At 55.1% G+C, this 18624-nt stretch carries 15 protein-coding genes; 4 read left to right on the top strand and 11 right to left on the bottom strand.

Annotation, left to right across the window (positions count from 1 at the left end; genetic code table 11):
* The first annotated feature begins 179 nt into the window (after nucleotides 1–179).
* Nucleotides 180–4067 (top strand): ATP-dependent RNA helicase HrpA, encoded by a 3888-nt coding sequence (gene hrpA, locus NHG65_RS13820; RefSeq protein ID WP_499182310.1) that lies wholly within the window; start codon nucleotides 180–182, stop codon nucleotides 4065–4067.
* Nucleotides 4068–4129: 62 nt separating this feature from the next.
* On the opposite strand, the gene NHG65_RS13815 is transcribed toward hrpA, so the two are convergent.
* The 7 genes from NHG65_RS13815 to folM all read right to left on the bottom strand — a co-directional run bounded on the left by NHG65_RS13815 (nucleotide 4130) and on the right by folM (nucleotide 10247).
* Complete coding sequence (locus NHG65_RS13815; RefSeq protein ID WP_261426505.1) at nucleotides 4130–4951, bottom strand: trypsin-like serine peptidase; 822 nt, start codon at nucleotides 4949–4951, stop codon at nucleotides 4130–4132.
* 129 nt (nucleotides 4952–5080) lie between these two features.
* Nucleotides 5081–5161, bottom strand: coding sequence for a small membrane protein YdgU (ydgU, locus tag NHG65_RS13810; protein ID WP_455431200.1), 81 nt, complete (start codon nucleotides 5159–5161; stop codon nucleotides 5081–5083).
* Nucleotides 5162–5253: 92 nt separating this feature from the next.
* Nucleotides 5254–5547, bottom strand: a complete 294-nt coding sequence (asr, locus tag NHG65_RS13805) for an acid resistance repetitive basic protein Asr (RefSeq protein ID WP_099062925.1) — start codon at nucleotides 5545–5547, stop codon at nucleotides 5254–5256.
* A gap of 312 nt (nucleotides 5548–5859) precedes the next feature.
* Nucleotides 5860–7356, bottom strand: a complete 1497-nt coding sequence (locus tag NHG65_RS13800; RefSeq protein WP_499182309.1) for a carboxypeptidase M32 — start codon at nucleotides 7354–7356, stop codon at nucleotides 5860–5862.
* 67 nt (nucleotides 7357–7423) lie between these two features.
* The gene (rstB, locus tag NHG65_RS13795) at nucleotides 7424–8728 is read right to left on the bottom strand and encodes a two-component system sensor histidine kinase RstB (protein WP_099062927.1); all 1305 of its coding nucleotides are present in this window, start codon (nucleotides 8726–8728) and stop codon (nucleotides 7424–7426) included.
* Complete coding sequence (gene rstA / locus NHG65_RS13790) at nucleotides 8725–9450, bottom strand: two-component system response regulator RstA (protein WP_099063046.1); 726 nt, start codon at nucleotides 9448–9450, stop codon at nucleotides 8725–8727. Before rstA ends, rstB begins: the two co-directional genes overlap by 4 nt.
* A gap of 74 nt (nucleotides 9451–9524) precedes the next feature.
* On the bottom strand, nucleotides 9525–10247 hold the full coding sequence (gene folM, locus NHG65_RS13785; RefSeq protein WP_219016359.1) for a dihydromonapterin reductase: 723 nt from the start codon (nucleotides 10245–10247) through the stop codon (nucleotides 9525–9527).
* Between the two features lie 126 nt (nucleotides 10248–10373).
* Here folM and NHG65_RS13780 point away from each other — a divergent pair, with 126 nt between their 5' ends.
* Nucleotides 10374–10790, top strand: coding sequence for a hypothetical protein (locus tag NHG65_RS13780; RefSeq protein ID WP_099062929.1), 417 nt, complete (start codon nucleotides 10374–10376; stop codon nucleotides 10788–10790).
* A gap of 29 nt (nucleotides 10791–10819) precedes the next feature.
* Here the strand turns inward: NHG65_RS13780 and NHG65_RS13775 are convergent, their stop codons facing one another.
* The 3 genes from NHG65_RS13775 to ydgH all read right to left on the bottom strand — a co-directional run bounded on the left by NHG65_RS13775 (nucleotide 10820) and on the right by ydgH (nucleotide 14121).
* Nucleotides 10820–12211 (bottom strand): amino acid permease, encoded by a 1392-nt coding sequence (locus NHG65_RS13775; RefSeq protein WP_129934554.1) that lies wholly within the window; start codon nucleotides 12209–12211, stop codon nucleotides 10820–10822.
* A gap of 306 nt (nucleotides 12212–12517) precedes the next feature.
* Entirely contained in the window at nucleotides 12518–12976 is a 459-nt protein-coding gene (gene tnpA / locus NHG65_RS13770) for an IS200/IS605-like element IS1541C family transposase (RefSeq protein WP_129935314.1), read from the bottom strand.
* A gap of 194 nt (nucleotides 12977–13170) precedes the next feature.
* A complete protein-coding gene (ydgH, locus tag NHG65_RS13765) occupies nucleotides 13171–14121 on the bottom strand; it encodes a DUF1471 family protein YdgH (protein ID WP_099062931.1) in 951 nt (316 codons plus the stop codon).
* Nucleotides 14122–14660: 539 nt separating this feature from the next.
* Here ydgH and pntA point away from each other — a divergent pair.
* On the top strand, nucleotides 14661–16190 hold the full coding sequence (gene pntA, locus NHG65_RS13760) for a Re/Si-specific NAD(P)(+) transhydrogenase subunit alpha (RefSeq protein ID WP_099062932.1): 1530 nt from the start codon (nucleotides 14661–14663) through the stop codon (nucleotides 16188–16190).
* Nucleotides 16191–16200: 10 nt separating this feature from the next.
* Nucleotides 16201–17595: a Re/Si-specific NAD(P)(+) transhydrogenase subunit beta gene (gene pntB, locus NHG65_RS13755; RefSeq protein ID WP_085116973.1), complete on the top strand. Its 1395-nt coding sequence runs from the start codon at nucleotides 16201–16203 to the stop codon at nucleotides 17593–17595.
* A gap of 53 nt (nucleotides 17596–17648) precedes the next feature.
* Here the strand turns inward: pntB and uspE are convergent, their stop codons facing one another.
* The gene (gene uspE / locus NHG65_RS13750; protein ID WP_099062933.1) at nucleotides 17649–18611 is read right to left on the bottom strand and encodes a universal stress protein UspE; all 963 of its coding nucleotides are present in this window, start codon (nucleotides 18609–18611) and stop codon (nucleotides 17649–17651) included.
* Between the last annotated feature and the right edge of the window lie 13 nt (nucleotides 18612–18624).

The following is an 18624-nucleotide window of genomic DNA, read 5'->3' as shown; positions in this document are numbered from 1 at the left end:
GCAATATTTCGAGGCCTTTGTTCGATTTTATTGAATGACCTGTTGGGCCATAAGCGGCCGGATTATGGGGAAAAAGCGGCTTGTGATATTCTGCGCGTCCAAAGCTAAAAACTGGCTAACCCATTATCAAAACGTTGCTAAAGCTTGATACAGCAGCGATGAAACAAGGAATACCGAACGTGAAATCTCCGCTCGCGGCATTGTCTGTCCAACTGGGCGAGCTGATGCTCCGTGATCAACAACGCCTGCAACGTCGGCTGCAGGGCGCACGAAAAATCAAAAATCCCGATGCTCTGTTGGCGGCCGCCGTTGAAATCGAAAGTGACATCGCGCTGGCGTTGCACAAGGCACAGTCCCGTGCCGCGAGCTGCCCAAAAATAACCTACCCGGCCAACCTGCCGGTCAGCCAGAAGAAGCAGGATATTCTGCAGGCGATCCGTGACCACCAGGTGGTGATTGTCGCCGGTGAAACCGGTTCGGGGAAAACCACGCAGTTGCCGAAGATCTGCCTGGAGTTGGGGCGTGGGGTGAAAGGGCTGATCGGCCATACCCAGCCACGACGTCTGGCGGCGCGTACCGTGGCCAACCGCATTGCCGACGAGCTGGAAACCCCGTTGGGCGGCAGCGTCGGTTACAAGGTGCGTTTTCACGATCAGGTCGGGGAAAACACCCTGGTCAAGCTGATGACCGACGGTATCCTGCTGGCGGAAATTCAGCAGGACCGGCTGTTGATGCAGTACGACACGCTGATTATCGATGAGGCGCATGAACGCAGCCTGAACATCGATTTTATTCTCGGTTACTTGCGTGAACTGCTGCCGAAACGCCCGGATCTGAAAGTTATCATCACCTCGGCAACTATCGATCCGCAGCGGTTTTCGCGCCATTTCAACAACGCGCCGATTATTGAAGTTTCCGGCCGGACTTATCCAGTGGAGGTTCGTTACCGTCCGGTGGTGGATGACGCCGACGATACCGACCGCGATCAACTGCAGGCGATTTTCGATGCGGTGGACGAACTTGGCCGCGAAGGGCCGGGGGATATCCTGATCTTTATGAGCGGTGAGCGCGAAATCCGCGACACCGCCGACGCTTTGAACCGCCTGAATCTGCCGCATACCGAAGTCTTGCCGCTGTATGCGCGGCTGTCGAACAGCGAACAGAACCGGGTGTTCCAGTCGCACCACGGTCGGCGCATCGTGCTGGCAACCAACGTGGCGGAAACCTCACTGACCGTTCCGGGCATCAAGTATGTGATTGACCCAGGTACCGCGCGTATCAGCCGTTACAGCTTCCGTACCAAGGTACAGCGACTGCCGATCGAGCCGGTGTCGCAGGCCTCTGCCAATCAGCGTAAAGGCCGCTGTGGCCGCGTGTCGGACGGTATTTGTATTCGCTTGTATGCGGAACAGGATTTTCTGTCGCGACCGGAGTTTACCGACCCAGAGATCCTGCGGACCAACCTGGCATCGGTGATCCTGCAGATGACCTCGCTTGGGCTGGGGGATATCGCCGCTTTCCCGTTTGTGGAAGCGCCGGACAAGCGCAATATTTTGGACGGTGTGCGCCTGCTGGAAGAACTGGGCGCGATTAAAACCGCAGAGAATGGTCATTACCAGCTTACCGCGCAGGGCCGTCAACTGGCACAGTTGCCGATCGACCCACGGCTGGCACGTATGGTGCTGGAAGCACAGAAGAGCGGTAGCGTACGTGAGGTGATGATCATCACCGCAGCGCTGTCGATCCAGGATCCGCGTGAGCGGCCAATGGACAAACAGCAGGCGTCGGACGAAAAACACCGTCGTTTTGCCGACAAAGACTCGGATTTCCTGGCCTACGTAAACCTGTGGGACTGGCTGAAAGAGCAGCAAAAAGAGCACTCCTCCAGCCAGTTCCGCCGGCTGTGCCGCAATGACTTCCTCAACTACCTACGGGTGCGCGAATGGCAGGATATCTACACCCAACTACGTCAGGTGGTGAAAGAGCTGGGGCTGCCGGTTAACAGCGAGCCTTCCGATTACCGCAGCGTGCATACTGCGCTGCTGACCGGATTGCTGTCGCACATCGGCCAGAAAGATGCTGACAAGCAGGAGTTCACCGGTGCCCGCAATGCGCGTTTCTCGATCTTCCCGGGTTCCGGCCTGTTCAAGAAGCCACCGAAGTGGACCATGGTGGCCGAACTGGTGGAAACCAGCCGCCTGTGGGGACGCATTGCCGCGCGCATCGAGCCGGAGTGGATAGAACCGTTGGCTCAGCACCTGGTGAAACACAGCTACAGTGAACCGCACTGGTCTAAATCCCAGGGGGCGGTAATGGCCAGCGAAAAAGTGACGCTGTTCGGGTTGCCGATTGTGGCTGCACGAGCGGTCAATTACAGCAACATCGATCCGCTGCTGTGCCGTGAGCTGTTTATTCGCCATGCGCTGGTGGAAGGTGACTGGCAGACGCGGCATGCGTTCTTTGGCGCTAACCTGAAGCTGCGTGCCGAAGTGGAAGAGCTGGAACACAAATCACGTCGCCGTGACATTTTGGTGGACGACGAAACCCTGTTCGCCTTTTACGATCAGCGCATTCCGAACGATGTGGTGTCCGGACGCCATTTCGATAACTGGTGGAAAAACGCCGGTAAGCAAAACTCAGACCTGCTCAGTTTTGAAAAAGAAATGCTGATCAAAGACGGTGCCAATCAGGTCAGTGCGCTCGATTACCCAAACACCTGGTATCAGGGCAACCTCAAGCTGCGCCTGAGTTATCAATTTGAACCGGGCACTGACGCGGATGGCGTTACGGTACATATTCCGCTGCCTATTCTGAATCAGGTAGAGCAGCAGGGCTTTGAATGGCAGATCCCGGGAATTCGCCGTGAACTGATCATTGCTCTGATCAAGTCGTTGCCGAAGCCGGTACGCCGCAACTTTGTGCCGGCACCCAACTACGCCGAGGCTTTCCTGGGGCGGGTGACCGCGCTGGAATTGCCGCTGGTGGATTCGCTGGAGCGAGAGTTACGGCGCATGACTGGCGTGACGGTGTCACGTGAGGACTGGCAATGGGATCAGGTGCCCGATCACCTTAAGATGACTTTCCGGGTGGTGGATGAAAAGCACAAAACCCTGCGCGAAGGCAAAGATCTGACGGCGCTGAAACTGCAGTTGAAGGACAAGGTTCAGGAAACGCTGTCGGCGGTGGCGGACGATGGGCTGGAGCAAAGCAATCTGCATATCTGGAGCTTCGGCAAACTGCCGGAGTTTTATGAACAGAAACGCGGTGGCTACTCGATGAAGGCCTACCCGGCGCTGGTGGACGAAAAAGACAGCGTGGCAATCCGCCTGTTCGACAGCGAGCAAGAGCAGCAGCAGGCGATGTGGCAGGGTACGCGTCGCCTGCTGTTGCTGAATATTCCTTCGCCGGTCAAATATCTGCATGAAAAACTGCCTAACAAAGCCAAGCTGGGGCTGTATTTTAACCCCTATGGCAGGGTGCTGGATCTGATCGATGATTGCATCTCGTGCGGCATCGACAAACTGATTGCTGAACACGGTGGACCGGTGTGGCAGGAGGAAAACTTCGCCCGTCTGCAGGAACTGGTGCGTGGTGAACTGAACGAAACGGTGGTGGGTGTCGCCAAACAGGTTGAACAGGTCCTGACGGCGGTGTTCAACATCAACAAGCGCCTGAAAGGCCGGGTTGATATCTCGTTGGCGCTGGCGCTGTCGGATATCAAAACCCAGCTCGGTGCGCTGGTTTATCGTGGGTTCGTGACCAATAACGGCTGGAAGCGTCTGCCGGATACGCTACGTTATCTGCAGGCGATTGAACGCCGCTTGGAGAAGCTGGCGACCGATCCGCACCGCGACCGCGCGCAAATGCTACGGGTGGAACAGGTGCAACAGGCCTGGCAGCAGTGGCTGAACAAGCTGCCGCCGAAACGCCTCCAGGATGACGAGGTGAAAGAAGTGCGCTGGATGATCGAAGAGCTGCGCGTCAGCCTGTTCGCTCAGCAACTGGGCACGCCTTATCCGATCTCGGACAAGCGTATTCTGCAGACTATCGAGCAGCTTTCGGGCTAAGCCATTGGGGCAACAAATTGCCCTTGATTCCGGCGCGGGATCCCACGCCGGAACATAACGATTTATTTCCCCGTAGCCAGTGCGTCCAGCGCATCGCGGATACCGGTGACGGCCAAAGCGCGGTTATCGGCGCGGTAACGATCTTTAGCCGCCGGTGCGGAGCTTTGAATGGCAATAAGCCGCCAGCCGTTGGCGGTTTTCAGCAGTAACGGTGAACCGCTATCGCCGGGCAGGGTATCGCACTGATGCGAAAGCACGCCCTGTTGCGCCCAGCCTGTCACTTTGCAGTTCTGGTGACTGTAGAGGTCATCCAGATGATCTCCCGGATATCCTGCCTGGGTAATCAGCCGTTTGGCCTGCTTCATTGCCAGAGTCAGTGCCTTACTGTCACCTTGCCACAGCTGCAGGGGTTTAATCGGCAAGGGCTTTTTATCCTTTAAGCGGATTAGCGCGAAGTCATAGGCCGCCGCTGCCGGCGGCACAATCCAACCCTCACCATCTGGCTTGAGTTTTTTCCCCAGCTTGCGATCCACCAACGTCTCAATATTGTCGGTCTGGTATTTCCAGGTCTTATTACCGGAAACAAAACGCAGCGCAATGGCCTTATCCAATTGACCTGGAGGCGCCAGCACACAGTGACCGGCGGTGAGTGCCAGATGAGGAGAGATCAGCGTGGCGGTGCACAGGTTACCGCTGGCGGTTTCCACCTGCCCAATGGCTTGCCATGGCCACCCGTCGGTTTCCGTGACCTTTATGCGTTCATCTTTACCAAAAAATAAGCGAGTTTGCTCAGCGGCCGACGCGTCGGATGGGCTATCAGCCCGTACTGAAAGGGGAAGTGCGAGTGGGAATGAGCACAGCAACAGCAAAACGGTTATGCGCATAGGTTTCTTGCCTGGAAAATACGGGTCATCCATAAACACACTGAATGGTAACTATAGACTGATTTAGTCGCCGTGTGGATGGGCAGTGATTGATTTTTCAATAATTTCTTATCCAGAGGAGGGGGGCGGTTACAGGTAAAAAAAGGCGGCGATCAGTCCGCAGAGGATCAGCGTGGTCAGAATGATTTCAAATAAGTAGCGACGCAGCATGATGAGAACCCCCGATGAAAAAACACCCGGCGAACCGGGTGTTGGACAACTCAAGTCTTGACTGGTGAGGGGAGCCTCACATCAGATTGCTGTTACGCCGCTTTCTTATGGCTGGTTTTTTTGTGGTGTTTTTTGGCTGCCTGGGCTTTCTGAGCCGGCGCTTTCTTGGCGGTGGCTTTGTGGTGCTTTTTAGCCGCCTGGGCTTTTTGAACCGGTGCTTTCTTCGCGTGATGTTTTTTCACGTGAGTGGTCTTGGCCGGTGCAGCCATGGTGGTGGTAGCCGTTGCCGCTGGTGCGGTAGTCGTGGTGGTGGCAGCGTCAGCAGCGAAGGCAACAGAAGACAGACCCATTGCAGCGGCAACAACCAGAGCTAATACTTTTTTCATTGTTGATTCCTTAAATTACTCATCATGTATCAAGCCCACTGCGGGGCCGGTGACAAGATAGTAGGCAAACGGCGGGAGGCTTTCCGTGAGTGATTGGTTTCGGCGTGTAACCTAATGTACATCGTGGATAGTGGCCGGTTAATCCACCGGGTTTGGCGGCCTTTCAATCTCATTTTAGTTACAACATACATATAGAGGGTAACCAACCCGCACTCTGCGGCCAGGGTGTCTTGGGTAGGGGGAGTGCGCTATGGAATACTTGCGGCAAAACAGGGGGAAAAAGCACGGGGTTAGCCGTGCCTAGGGAAGGTATTACAGGTAACGGCTTTCCAGATGCTTGCGGAAATAGCTCGGGTTCAAGGTTTCACCGGTCGCATTGGCGATCAGGCTATCGGTAGGGAAACGGCTACCGTGACGCCAGATATTCTGTTTCAGCCAGTGGAACAGTGGGTTCAGATTGCCTTCGGCGATGTCACTGTTCAACGTCGGCAGCGCTTCACGCGCACTATTGAACAGTTGCGCGGCATACATGGCGCCAAGGGTATAAGTCGGGAAGTAACCAAATGCGCCATCGGTCCAGTGAATATCCTGCATGCAGCCGTTGCGATAGTTGCCGACGGTGTCCAGGCCCAGGTAGCCGCGCATTTTTTCGTTCCACAGCGCCGGGATGTCTTCCACCTCAATCTCGCCTTCGATCAGGGCCTTTTCAATTTCATAACGCAGGATCACGTGCGCCGGGTAGCTGACTTCGTCAGCGTCTACGCGGATCAGGCCTGGCTTCACTCGTTGATTCAGGCGGATGAAGTTACTTTCTTCCAACGCTGGTTGCTCGCCGAATTGATTGACGACCAGCGGGCGCAGAATTTTCAGAAAATCGCTGCCGCGCGCCAGCTGCATTTCAAACAGCAGGCTTTGTGATTCATGAATAGCGGTAGAGCGTGCCTGCGCCACCGGTTGGCCCAACCATTCACGCGGAAGATTTTGTTCGTAACGGGCATGACCGGTCTCATGCACGATACCGAGCAGAGCGGTCAGGAACTCTTTGTCGTTATAACGAGTAGTGATGCGCACATCTTCCGGTACACCGCCGCAGAACGGGTGTGCGCTGACGTCCACCCGGCCGCCGTCGAAGTTAAAGCCAAGCAGTTTCATCACGCTCAGGCTCAGTTGACGTTGAGTTTCCACATTGAACGGCCCCTGCGGAACCTGGCAAGGTTCCTGAGCCTGTTTGGCTACCACTTTCTGCAGCAGATCGGGCAGCCAGGTTTTCAGATCGCCAAAGATACGGTCAATGTCGCTGCTGCGCATCCCCGGTTCATACAGGTTCAGCAGGGCATCATAACGGCTGGAGCCTGCCGCTTCGGCGCGGATCTGCGCTTCCTGCCGGCTCAGTTTGACCACTTCACGCAGGTTTTCCGAGAAACCTTCCCAGTCGTTGGCCGGGCGTTGGGAACGCCAGGCGTGCTCACAACGTGCGCCAGCCAGCGACTTGGCTTCGACCAGCGATTCCGGTACCAGCACCGCGTTGTCGTACTGACGGCGCATCTCCAGCAAATTAGCCAGATCGATGTCATCCAACGTTTCTTGCTGTGCGCGTTCGAACAAACGACCGGTTTTTTCCGCCGTTAAAATTTGGTGTTGCAGCACGTTCAGCTCGGCCAGCGCTTCCGAACGCGCTTTGCTGCCACTTGGTGGCATCATGGTTTGCATGTCCCAGCCGGCAATGGCGGAGAGGTGACCGAAGCGCGACAGTCGGGTGAAAATGGCACGCAGCTCGTCGTAGGAAGAAGGGGAATGTGCAGATGTCATCGTTTAGCTCCATTTTATTGTAAACCGGATAACTCTTTCGCGTTTTCATGCTGCCGCGTAAACAGGGTTACACCGGGTCTGCTTTTAAATTGAAAGTGGGCTTTAGCGGCCAACAGAAGCGGAAGCTGGCACCGCCGAGTGAACTGGCGTCTACATACACCTGGCCCTGATAGGCCACGGCGATAGAATGAACAATGGCCAGGCCCAGCCCGCAGCCACCGGTAGCGCGATCGCGGCTGGGATCGAGCCGCACAAAGGGTTCGAATACCCGTTCACGTTCTTCCGGTGGAATACCCGGGCCGTCGTCTTCTACCTGAAGGCAGGCGTTGTCGCCGTCAAACCACAGGCCGATACGCAGACGTTTTTCACTATAACGCAGCGCATTGTTCACCAGGTTATCCAGCACTCGCTCCATTAGCCGTAAATCGACGCCGCCAAAATCGCCGACGTGTGGGATATCCAACTCGATTTCCCGTTCCGGGTGGATCAGGCGCAGGTCGTCAGCCTTGTCCTCCAGCCACTTGGGTAAATCGAGAGGTTCTATATTGAGTGCCACCTGCGGACGGTCGAGACGAGCATAGGTCAGCAGTTCGTCGATCAGTGACTCCAACTGACCGATATCGCGGTTCAGCGCCTGCTGCTCGCTTTCGGTCAGGTTATCGCTCATCGCCAGCCGGTAGCGCAACCGCACCAGCGGTGTTCGCAGCTCATGGGCGATGCCGTCGATCAACTGTTTCTTGCTGGCGATCAGCGTATTGACGTTATCCGCCATCTGATTAAACGCCACCCCGAGCCGATTGAGGCTGGAGGTGGGATCGAAATGGGTGCGTTCATCAAGATGCCCGGCACCGAGGCGCTGAGCCGCGTTTTCCAGCTTGAGCAAGTCCTGCCAGTGCGGGCGCATCCACAAAAATACCGGCAGGGCCAGCGACATGCCGATAAACACCAGCAGGGCCAAATCCAGCAACCGCATTTGATGCAGATAGAACAGATAAGGGATCGGCCCGACGACCAGCACGTAGTGGCTGCGTGGAATCCGCTGCATAAAGGTGTATTGGTCGTCGAGGGCGATAATTTCCCCAAGACGTAGCCGCTTCATCAGATCTTCACTCAGATCCTGTTTGCCGAGCGGTTCAATGTGCAGTTTAAACGACAGGTTCAAGTCCAGCGTGGCGATGGTCTTGTTCCAGTCTTTCAGCGGAATTTCCCGCAGTTCACTGCGCATCAGGTACAGCGAGCTTTTCATCAGGTCGTCCATCGACTGGCGGCCGGCGCGTTCGGCGGTGACTTTGTACACCAATCCCACCAGCATCGCCATCACCAGGAAGCAAACGAAAAGCAGCAGGAAGAACTGCACAAAAAGCTTTCTCATTGCTGCACGAACTCCCAGGCATTCGGGGCGAACAGATAGCCTTTATTGCGCACGGTTTTGACGCGGAAGGGCTCCAGCGCATTGTCGTACAGCTTGCGTCGCAGGCGGGAAATCGCCACGTCGATACTGCGATCCAGACCGTCATAACTTACGCCGCGCAGGTTTTGCAGCAGGGCTTCGCGATCCATGATTTGCCCGGCATGGGTGGCCAGTTCCCACAGCAGATCAAAATCTGAGGTGGAAAGAGTGATGATCTCTTCGCCCAGCGTCACCTGACGGTTGACCGGGTCGATGCATAGTAAGCCGAAGTGCAAGGCGTTGTGTTGGGTGATCGGCTGAGTCGATTCTTCCTTTGGCTGATTGCCATGCTGACGCAGATGCAGACGTAGCCGCGCCAGTAATACTGCCGGTGGCGTGGTTTTCAGGATGTAATCGTTAGCGCCCATTTCCAACGACAGGATATGGTTCATGTCGCTGTCGAGTGAGGTGAGCAGCACAATTGGGCCGGGGAAGGTCGGGCGCAGATCGCGACACAGCGTCATGCCGTCCTTGCCGGGTAACATGATGTCCAGCAGCACCAGATCCGGTTGTTCCAACTCGATGCGTGCCTGTGCACTGTCGCCGCGTGGCTCAATCAATACATCAATGTCGTGCTTGCCCAGATAGGCGGCAATCAGTTTGCCGACTTCCGGATCGTCTTCCACAAAAACAATTTTATGCATATTCAGCGGTTTTATCAGAATAACGAAATTCAGCATAGCGCGGGGGGCCGCGATATACCATGCAGATCTGTGCGCTAGCGCAGTGGACGGCCACCGTCTACGCCATGGGTACGGCCGGTGACATAGCGGCTTTCCAGCAGGTAGTTCACCAGGTTGACCACTTCACACTCGCCAGGGGCGATTTTCATCAGTGATTTTGCCAGCGCCTGCTGACGATACGGCTCGTCATCACCCGGATTGAAGATAATCAGCGCCGGTGCGATGGCATTGACTTTGACCTCTGGCGCCAGCTTGCGGGCAAATGAACGGGTCATATTGTCCAGTGCGGCCTTACTGGCGGCATAGGCAATGTGTTTATCGCTGCCTTTCTCCACCACATAGTCGGTCAGGTGGATAATATCCGCACCGGCTTGTCCCTGGCCCAGCAGGCAAGACTCCAGCAATTGATTGAGCAGATAAGGGGTATAAACGTGAATTTGCAGCATCGCCGCCATAACCTGCTCCGGCGGCACTTCCGGCGATTCGGCCTGCCAGGCGCTGGCGTTGTGGATCACCGCGCGCAGTTTGGGAGCGACCTGACGAACCTGCTCAGCAAAACGGTAGATGCCGTCATGCGTCGCGAAATCGCCCTGAATGCAGATTGCCCCCAGTCTTTTCAGCTCGCTCAGTGCCGGGTAGTCGCTGCGATAGGCGATGATCACGGGAATATCGCGTTGCAAGAATGACCTGGCCAGCGCCAGTCCAATCCGGCGTGCGCCGCCCGTAATCAGCACCGGGGCTGAGTTGTGATGTTCCATTGATTAAAGCTCCTGGACAGACTGGCAAACAATAGGGGAATTATGCCATTATACGGCGGAAATTCGTTAAAGCTTCGCATCGATTATCCATTTCAGGATGTAATACACTGGCAATGAGAGGAAGGGATGAACAGCAGTCACCTTGCACCCGTCGCCCGCAGTGAGAGAATCTGCTTTGATTACATGGATTTTCTGTCCGCATCGTGCAAGAAGCACTGGCGCTTTGTTGATGCAATCTATGGTGTGATGCCATTTTTTGGCATGGTATTGAAATCTCAGGCTTCCGCTTCACAAACGCGGAAAGAGCAATTGGAAGCGTTGGCGCTGCAGGTGGTTTCCACCCAGGTCAGCGACGAAACCAACATCGTGCGCCTGATCGATCTGGCGCAGCAGCAGGGGTTGGCAGTATTCGACATTAAATTGCCCTATGCTCTGGATATGCAGCAGTTGGCGACCATTCAGCAAGAGTGCGTTGAGGGGGTTATTATCTCTCAGGTTGGGGAACGCATGACCATCAGTCTGCACCAGTCTCAAAGTTACTGACCGGGTGATCCCACCCGGCCATTCTTCACCTACTGCAGCATAAACCAGCCGGCCGGTACCGTGGCCACCAGCAACAGAAAAATACTGCCTTTCTCCAGTTGATTCAGCAATTTGACGTCATCATGTCCGCTGCGGGCATAGATAAACACCAGCAGCCCCGGTGCATACAGCAGCACCGACATCAGCAAGTGCATCAATCCTGAAGCGTAGAGCAGCCAGATTCCATACAGGCAGGCGCCTGTCGCGGCGAACATCAGCCGTTTGTCCTGACGACGGATCGCCACCTTGAACAGGAAGGCACCGACCAGGAAATAAGGCACCAGGATCATTTCCGAAGCGATAGTCAGCAGAGAATTGTAGTTACTGCCGGTCAGCCAGATCAGCACCAGAGCGAACTGAACCGCAATATTGGTCAGCCATAGCGAAGCCGAGGGCGCGTGGTTCTTGTTCTGCTTGCGGAAAATCTTCGGGAAAGCGCCGTGTTGAGCGGCCAGCAACGGCACTTCGGCGGCCATAATCGTCCAGCTCAGGTAAGCCCCGCAGACCGAAACGATCAGCCCGGCCGCGATAATCACATCACCCCAGGGGCCAATCAGATCGACCATCAGCACCGCCATAGAAGGATTGCGCATCTCGGCCAATTCGCTGCGCGGCACCACGCCCAGTGATAACAATGTCACCAACAGATACACCGCCAATGCGGAGATCACTGCCAGCATGGTGGCACGGCCGACATCCTTCTTATGACGTGCCCGCGCAGAAACCACCACTGCACCTTCCACACCGATAAATACCCACAGGGTAATCAGCATGGTATTTTTTACCTGCTCCCACACCGGTTTACCGAGAGCAACGCCGTGGAAATCCAGCGTGAAGACGTCCATGTTGAACGCCATCGCGGCCAACACGGCAAACATCCCCAGCGGCAACAGCTTGGCCAGGGTCGCGACCAGATTGATGCTGGCGGCGGTTTGCACACCCCGCAGCACCAGCGCATGGACGATCCACAGCAATACGGACTCCGCCAGCAGCGCTTGCCAGGTATTGCCGTCGCCGAGAATGACCTCACCGCCGCGATCGGTGAATAAACTCAGCGCGGCAAACACGATCACCAGGTAAGAGACATTGGCGATCACCGCGCACAGCCAATAGCCCCAGGCAGAACAGAACCCGACCAGCTCGCCAAAACCTTCTTTCGCATAGGTGAATATGCCGCCGTCCAGATCGGGACGCAGGCGGGTAAGCAACAGCATGGCAAAAGCCAGAAACAGGATGCCGACGCCGGTAATCGCCCAACCCAGCAGCAGGGCCGCCGGGCTGGCGACCTGCGCCATGTTTTGTGGCAGGCTGAAAACCCCGGCACCCAGCATTGAGCTCAGCACCAATGCGGTTAACGCGGTAAGACCTAATTTCTTTTCCAATGACGGATCCTGAACGCAGAATAAACAACTGGGAGGGAACTGCTTGGCAGTAACAACGTAATGGCAATTACTGAACGAGTAGACAATAGCCCTAAAAATTGGCGCAAATTCTACGGATGGATGCGGATGGATGCAATGATTAAGTATGCGTAATTTACAAAAAACTATTCAACTGGCAGGGCGCTGCGCGACCCAAACAATAAATATCCTCCGGCATAGCCGGAGGTTTTTCATATGCGCCTATAAGGCTCTGTTACCAGCCGCGCCCTAACAGGCGCATAGCAATCTGACATTTGCATCTATGGATTACTTACGGCCCGTAAACGGGCTACCTGGATACGGGATCGAGAGTTGCTCACCCATTTTATCCTCTTCCAGTTGGTGCTTTATGTATTCTTGTATCCTGGCCGTGTTTTTCCCTACCGTATCAACGTAATACCCTCGGCACCAAAACTCCCTGTTACGGTATTTGAACTTCAAATCCCCAAACTGCTCATAAAGCATCAGGCTGCTCTTTCCCTTCAGGTACCCCATAAACCCCGATACACTCATCTTCGGCGGGATTTCCAGAAGCATATGAATGTGATCCGCACAGCATTCCGCTTCCAGAATATTCACGTTTTTCCATTCGCACAGCTTTCTTAAAATACTGCCAATCGCTTTGCGTTTTTCCCCGTAGAACACCTTTCTTCGGTACTTCGGCGCAAAAACTATGTGATATTTACAGTTCCATCGGGTGTGCGCTAAGCTTTTTTCGTCCCTCATTGGGACCCCCTTTTGATTTCTTGTTGAACATTTGCAGTTGCCAGACCGCAAACTGTTTTAACAAATCAAAAGGGGTTTTTATAACTGGCTCAAAGCTGAAAGCTTTACTGAACCCCCAGCCTAGCTGGGGGTTTTCTGTGCACAAAAAAACGGACAGCTCAATGGCTGCCCGATGGTAAACCGCAAAGTGAAACTTATTTGAACAGGTCAGCGCTGACGGTCAGGTTACCGCCGCTCTTGTTCTGCCACTGGCGGGTCACGTGATAGTACTTGGCGCCTTTCTCGGCAGCACGTTTAGCAACTTCGGTAGAAACGTCGGTCATGCTGTTGAAGTGGCCAGTGAAGGTCACAGAATCAAACGGCACCATCTGCGCAGCAGTCACGTTGTTCACTTCCTGAATCTGGGTACCGTTCGGTAAAGTGACAGTATAACGTTTGCCGGTAGAAGACTGGGTTTCGAAGAAACGGCCCACGTCACGGCTTGGTGAGCCGGAAGAGGCAACACCCGGGATTTCAACCTTGGCAGCAGCAGCGCCACCGGCAGCCAGTGCGGCCTTACCGGCTTCAGAGTCGGCCGGGATGGCATCCGGGCTCTGTACTGCACGTTTAGGGGCATCGGCTTTATAGATATAGGCGGTAATGAACTGGTTGCCGCCCTGATTGGCATCGACCTGACGTACGATAAAGAACGAGGCTGCGCCTTTCTTTTTCGCTTCTTTGGTGATGGCATCGTTGATGTCCGGCTGGCTGCGGTAGAAGCCGCTGACGCTCACCGTGTCGTACGGCTCCAGCAGGAAGGCTTGTTCTTTCGGCAGCTCGGTAACGCCGTTAATCACGCGGTACTTCGGCTCTTTGCTCACTTCCGGCGCATCTTTATGATAAAGATCTGCGGTGACGCGCCAGTTGCCGCCGTTATTGCTGTTATTGCTGTCCTGGATGTAGAAGGAGTCTGCGCCCAGTTTGTCTGCACGGCGGGATACGGCATCAACGGCTTCATTGATGGCATTAAAGCGGCCGGTAATCGTGATGCGATCAAACGGCTTCAGCGCCGCTGCTTTTTCAGGAGTTAACTCTTGTGCCGCCTGAGCAGACAGCGCAGTGAGTGATAACAAGGCTGATGCGATGATCGTGTTCTTCAGCTTCATAAAAAATCCTTTCGCCTAGCGCATTAACGTTGATAACGTGCTGAACTGTTTAGGTGTAATTCAGCCGCCGATTATTACATGTAATCTCGAGCAGTGTCTCAGCATTTTATGTTATCCCATGAGACAAATCCCTTGAACGAGCGTGCCCGTTATTTTGCGCAGAATCGTCATAAGTTTCAATAATAAAGCCTTTGATGTCATAAGTGTTAATTATTCACAATTTTATAACTTTTATGCGTTACTGCCGCGCAACGCCGGAAGTTCTCAACCTGATGGCTGCCACAATATGGCCGTAAAAACGGTATTCCAGCGGGCTTTTTAACTTTAAATTGCGATTTGTCATGTCGTTGCCTGCGTTTTTATGTAAAAACAGACCTGAATGCGTAAGCAATTATGGATCATCGATCATATTTTCAGTAGGTTATAGATGGCGTCTTAATTCGCTGCCGACAAGGTTAACAAAAAGCTTGTCGGCCGGGGCCATCGCTATGGGTAGGAAGATAATAAACATCATCAAAGACAGGTGAGAAGGGAACATTATGCGTATTGGTGTACCAAGAGAACGGTTGGCCAATGAAGCCCGGGTCGCAGCAACGCCGAAAACGGTGGAACAATTGCTGAAGCTGGGCTTTACCGTCGCGATTGAAAGCGGGGCGGGCAAACTGGCAAGTTTTGACGATGGCGCTTATGAAGCCGCTGGGGCAACGATCACCGACACGGCCGATGTTTGGCAGTCGGATCTGATTTTGAAAGTTAACGCACCGCTTGAGGACGAGATCGCGTTAATGCGTGAGGGTAGCACCCTGGTCAGCTTTATCTGGCCGGCGCAAAACCCGGAGCTGATCGCGAAGTTGGCTGAACGTAACGTCACCGCAATGGCTATGGACTCGGTGCCGCGTATTTCACGTGCGCAGTCCATGGATGCACTGAGCTCAATGGCCAACATCGCCGGTTACCGCGCGATTGTTGAGGCCGCACACGAATTCGGCCGCTTCTTCACCGGCCAGATCACCGCCGCGGGCAAGGTTCCACCAGCCAAGGTCATGATCATCGGTGCCGGCGTTGCAGGTCTGGCGGCGATCGGTGCCGCAGGCAGTCTGGGGGCCATTGTTCGCGCCTTCGACACCCGTCCGGAAGTCAAAGAGCAAGTACAGAGCATGGGGGCCGAATTCCTCGAGCTGGATTTTGAGGAAGAAGCGGGCAGCGGCGACGGTTATGCCAAAGTGATGTCCGAAGCCTTCATCAAGGCCGAGATGGCACTGTTTGCCGCTCAGGCGGCCGAGGTCGACATCATTGTCACCACCGCGCTGATCCCGGGTAAACCTGCACCGAAGCTGATCACCAAAGAGATGGTGGCTTCAATGAAGCCCGGCAGCGTGATCGTCGATCTGGCGGCGCAAAACGGCGGTAACTGTGAACTGACCGTCGCCGACCGAGTGACCGTTACCGACAACGGCGTGAAAATCATTGGTTATACCGATCTGCCAAGCCGCCTGCCCACCCAGTCTTCACAGCTTTACGGCACCAACCTGGTTAACCTGCTGAAGCTGCTGTCGAAAGAGAAGAACGGCGAAATCGACGTAGATTTCGAAGACACCGTGATCCGCGGCGTTACCGTAGTACGCAGTGGCGAAGTCACCTGGCCGGCACCACCTATCCAGGTTTCTGCCCAGCCTAAACCGGCGCAGGCCGCCGCCCCCGTTGCCAAACCGGCGGCAAAACCGGTTTCGCCGTGGCTGAAATATGGCCTGATGGCGTTAGCCATCATCCTGTTTGGCTGGCTGGCCAACGCCGCACCGAAAGAGTTCCTGTCTCACTTTACCGTGTTTGCGCTGGCCTGCGTGGTGGGTTACTACGTGGTGTGGAACGTCAGCCATGCATTGCATACCCCGTTGATGTCGGTCACCAATGCGATCTCAGGGATTATCGTGGTCGGTGCGTTATTGCAGATTGGCCATGGCGGCTGGGTGAGTTTCCTCTCCTTTATCGCCGTGCTGATCGCCAGCATCAACATTTTTGGTGGATTCACCGTCACTCAGCGCATGCTGAAGATGTTCCGCAAGAACTAAGGGGTAGCATATGTCTGGAGGATTAGTTACAGCTGCATACATTGTCGCCGCTATCCTGTTTATTTGTAGCCTGGCTGGCTTGTCGCGCCATGAAACGTCAAAACGCGGCAACCTGTTTGGCGTCGCCGGGATGGCAATTGCGCTGATCGCCACCATCCTCGGGCCGGACTCCGGCAACGTGGGCTGGATCATCATCGCGATGATTATCGGGGGTTCCATCGGGGTCTATCTGGCGAAAAAGGTCGAAATGACCGAAATGCCAGAACTGGTGGCGGTGCTGCACAGCTTTGTGGGCCTGGCTGCGGTCCTGGTGGGGTTAAACAGCTACCTGGATCACGGTGCTGCGATGGAACCGGTGATGGAGAATATCCATCTGACCGAAGTGTTCCTCGGTATCTTTATCGGTGCGGTTACCTTCACCGGTTCGATTGTGGCCTTCGGTAAACTGCGCGGCATCATCTCATCCAAACCGCTGGCGCTGCCAAATCGCCACAAAATGAACCTGGCGGCACTGGTGGTCTCCTTCCTGCTGCTGGTGGTGTTTGTTCGTGCCGACAGCGTGGGTTGGCAGGCGGTGGCACTGGTGCTGATGACCGCTATTGCACTGGCGTTTGGCTGGCATCTGGTGGCATCCATCGGCGGTGCTGACATGCCGGTGGTGGTGTCGATGCTCAACTCCTATTCGGGGTGGGCGGCAGCGGCGGCCGGCTTCATGCTGAGCAACGATCTGCTGATCGTGACCGGTGCGTTGGTGGGCTCTTCGGGTGCCATCCTGTCTTACATCATGTGTAAGGCGATGAACCGGTCGTTCATCAGCGTGATCGCCGGCGGGTTTGGTACCGATGGCTCTTCGACCGGTAATGCGGAAGAAATGGGCGAGTATCGCGAAACCACCGCGGAAGAAGTGGCCGAGCAGTTGAAGAACTCCACTTCGGTGATCATCACTCCAGGCTATGGCATGGCGGTGGCGCAGGCGCAGTACCCGGTGGCAGAAATCACCGAGAAACTGCGTGCACGCGGCATCAAGGTGCGCTTTGGTATTCACCCGGTTGCCGGGCGCTTGCCGGGCCACATGAACGTGCTGCTGGCCGAAGCCAGGGTACCCTATGACGTGGTGCTGGAAATGGACGAAATCAATGACGATTTCGCGGACACCGACACCGTGCTGGTGATCGGCGCCAACGATACGGTGAACCCGGCCGCGTTGGAAGATCCACGCAGCCCAATTGCCGGTATGCCGGTGCTGGAAGTGTGGAAAGCGCAAAACGTGATTGCCTTTAAACGTTCGATGAACACCGGTTATGCTGGCGTGCAGAACCCGCTGTTCTTTAAAGAGAACACCCAGATGCTGTTTGGCGATGCCAAAGAGAGTGTGGAAGCGATTCTGCGTGCGTTGCAGGCGTAACGAAAGCCAATAAAAACGGGCCTGTCAGGGCCCGTTTTTTTATGCGCTAAACATCAATCTTCGTCGTCGTGCTCATCGTCCTCATCAGCTTCGATCGGGCAATTGAAGTTTTCCGGCTTAATCACCAGCAGGTCACATTTCAGATGATCGATCACATGTTCTGCCGTGTTGCCAATAAACGCCGCCGAAATGCCGGTACGGCCCAGGGTACCTAGCACCACCACACCTGCCTGCAAGTGCTCGGCCAAATCGGGGATCACCTCTTCCGGCAGACCTTTCTCAACGTGGGTAAATTCTTCTTTAATGCAGAATTTCTGCCTTAACGCCTTCATGGCGATCAGGTGTTGCCCGCGAATGGCATCGTTGTAGACACTGGGGTCAAAATCAGGCAGCTCGATAGCGATATTAATGGGAGTAACGGGGTAGGCGCCGACCAGATGCACTTCGGTTTGGTTGACGTTTTGTGCCAGTTCAACGGTTTCCTGCACCAGCTTGATGTTCAATGGGTCATGGTAGGGTTCTTCGCTGGCCAGATTAACCGCCACCACGGCTTTGCTGCCTTCCTGCCAGGGTTGATCCTTGACCATCCACACCGGGCAAGGGCATTTGCGTAGCAGGTGCCAGTCGGTTGGGGTGAAAATTACGGATTCCAGCCGGTCGTGTTGATGCGCCATTTTCAGCAGCAGATCGTGCTTACCGGCGATCACTTCCTGAATAATCGCCTCATAAGGACGGTTATGCCAGACCACTTTGATTTCTATAGGGACGCCTTCGTCGAGGTAAAAACGGCATTGCTCGTTGATCCACGCGGCACGTTGGCTGATAACACCTTGTCGCATCGCCGTTCTTTCGTCCGGGGAGAGCAAGGTCGTCATCTCGTAAGAGAAGTCGTAAATAGGCAGGAAGGCCTTAATGCGCCCGCCATTTCGTTTTATCAGGTATACCGCCCGGCGTAGTGCCGGCTGGTCGTCCTGATTGGGGTCAATAGCCACCAGAAGATTCTGATACTTCGCCATAGGGCCTCCTTAC

Origin of the sequence: Serratia myotis, assembly GCF_027474885.1 — a bacterium.
Classification (GTDB): domain Bacteria; phylum Pseudomonadota; class Gammaproteobacteria; order Enterobacterales; family Enterobacteriaceae; genus Serratia; species Serratia proteamaculans.
Note: the sequence above shows the minus strand (reverse complement) of the source record. Positions and strands in the feature narration are given on the sequence as shown.

Bases quoted from the DNA above. Each gene is read 5' to 3' on its own strand.
- NHG65_RS13800 (WP_499182309.1), bottom strand. From the start codon at position 7,356: ATGACATCTGCACATTCCCCTTCTTCCTACGACGAGCTGCGTGCCATT.
- rstB (WP_099062927.1), bottom strand. From the start codon at position 8,728: ATGAGAAAGCTTTTTGTGCAGTTCTTCCTGCTGCTTTTCGTTTGCTTC.
- uspE (WP_099062933.1), bottom strand. From the start codon at position 18,611: ATGGCGAAGTATCAGAATCTTCTGGTGGCTATTGACCCCAATCAGGAC.
- NHG65_RS13815 (WP_261426505.1), bottom strand. From the start codon at position 4,951: ATGCGCATAACCGTTTTGCTGTTGCTGTGCTCATTCCCACTCGCACTT.
- rstA (WP_099063046.1), bottom strand. From the start codon at position 9,450: ATGCATAAAATTGTTTTTGTGGAAGACGATCCGGAAGTCGGCAAACTG.
- NHG65_RS13780 (WP_099062929.1), top strand. From the start codon at position 10,374: ATGAACAGCAGTCACCTTGCACCCGTCGCCCGCAGTGAGAGAATCTGC.
- folM (WP_219016359.1), bottom strand. From the start codon at position 10,247: ATGGAACATCACAACTCAGCCCCGGTGCTGATTACGGGCGGCGCACGC.
- ydgU (WP_455431200.1), bottom strand. From the start codon at position 5,161: ATGCTGCGTCGCTACTTATTTGAAATCATTCTGACCACGCTGATCCTC.
- pntA (WP_099062932.1), top strand. From the start codon at position 14,661: ATGCGTATTGGTGTACCAAGAGAACGGTTGGCCAATGAAGCCCGGGTC.
- tnpA (WP_129935314.1), bottom strand. From the start codon at position 12,976: ATGAGGGACGAAAAAAGCTTAGCGCACACCCGATGGAACTGTAAATAT.
- ydgH (WP_099062931.1), bottom strand. From the start codon at position 14,121: ATGAAGCTGAAGAACACGATCATCGCATCAGCCTTGTTATCACTCACT.
- pntB (WP_085116973.1), top strand. From the start codon at position 16,201: ATGTCTGGAGGATTAGTTACAGCTGCATACATTGTCGCCGCTATCCTG.
- asr (WP_099062925.1), bottom strand. From the start codon at position 5,547: ATGAAAAAAGTATTAGCTCTGGTTGTTGCCGCTGCAATGGGTCTGTCT.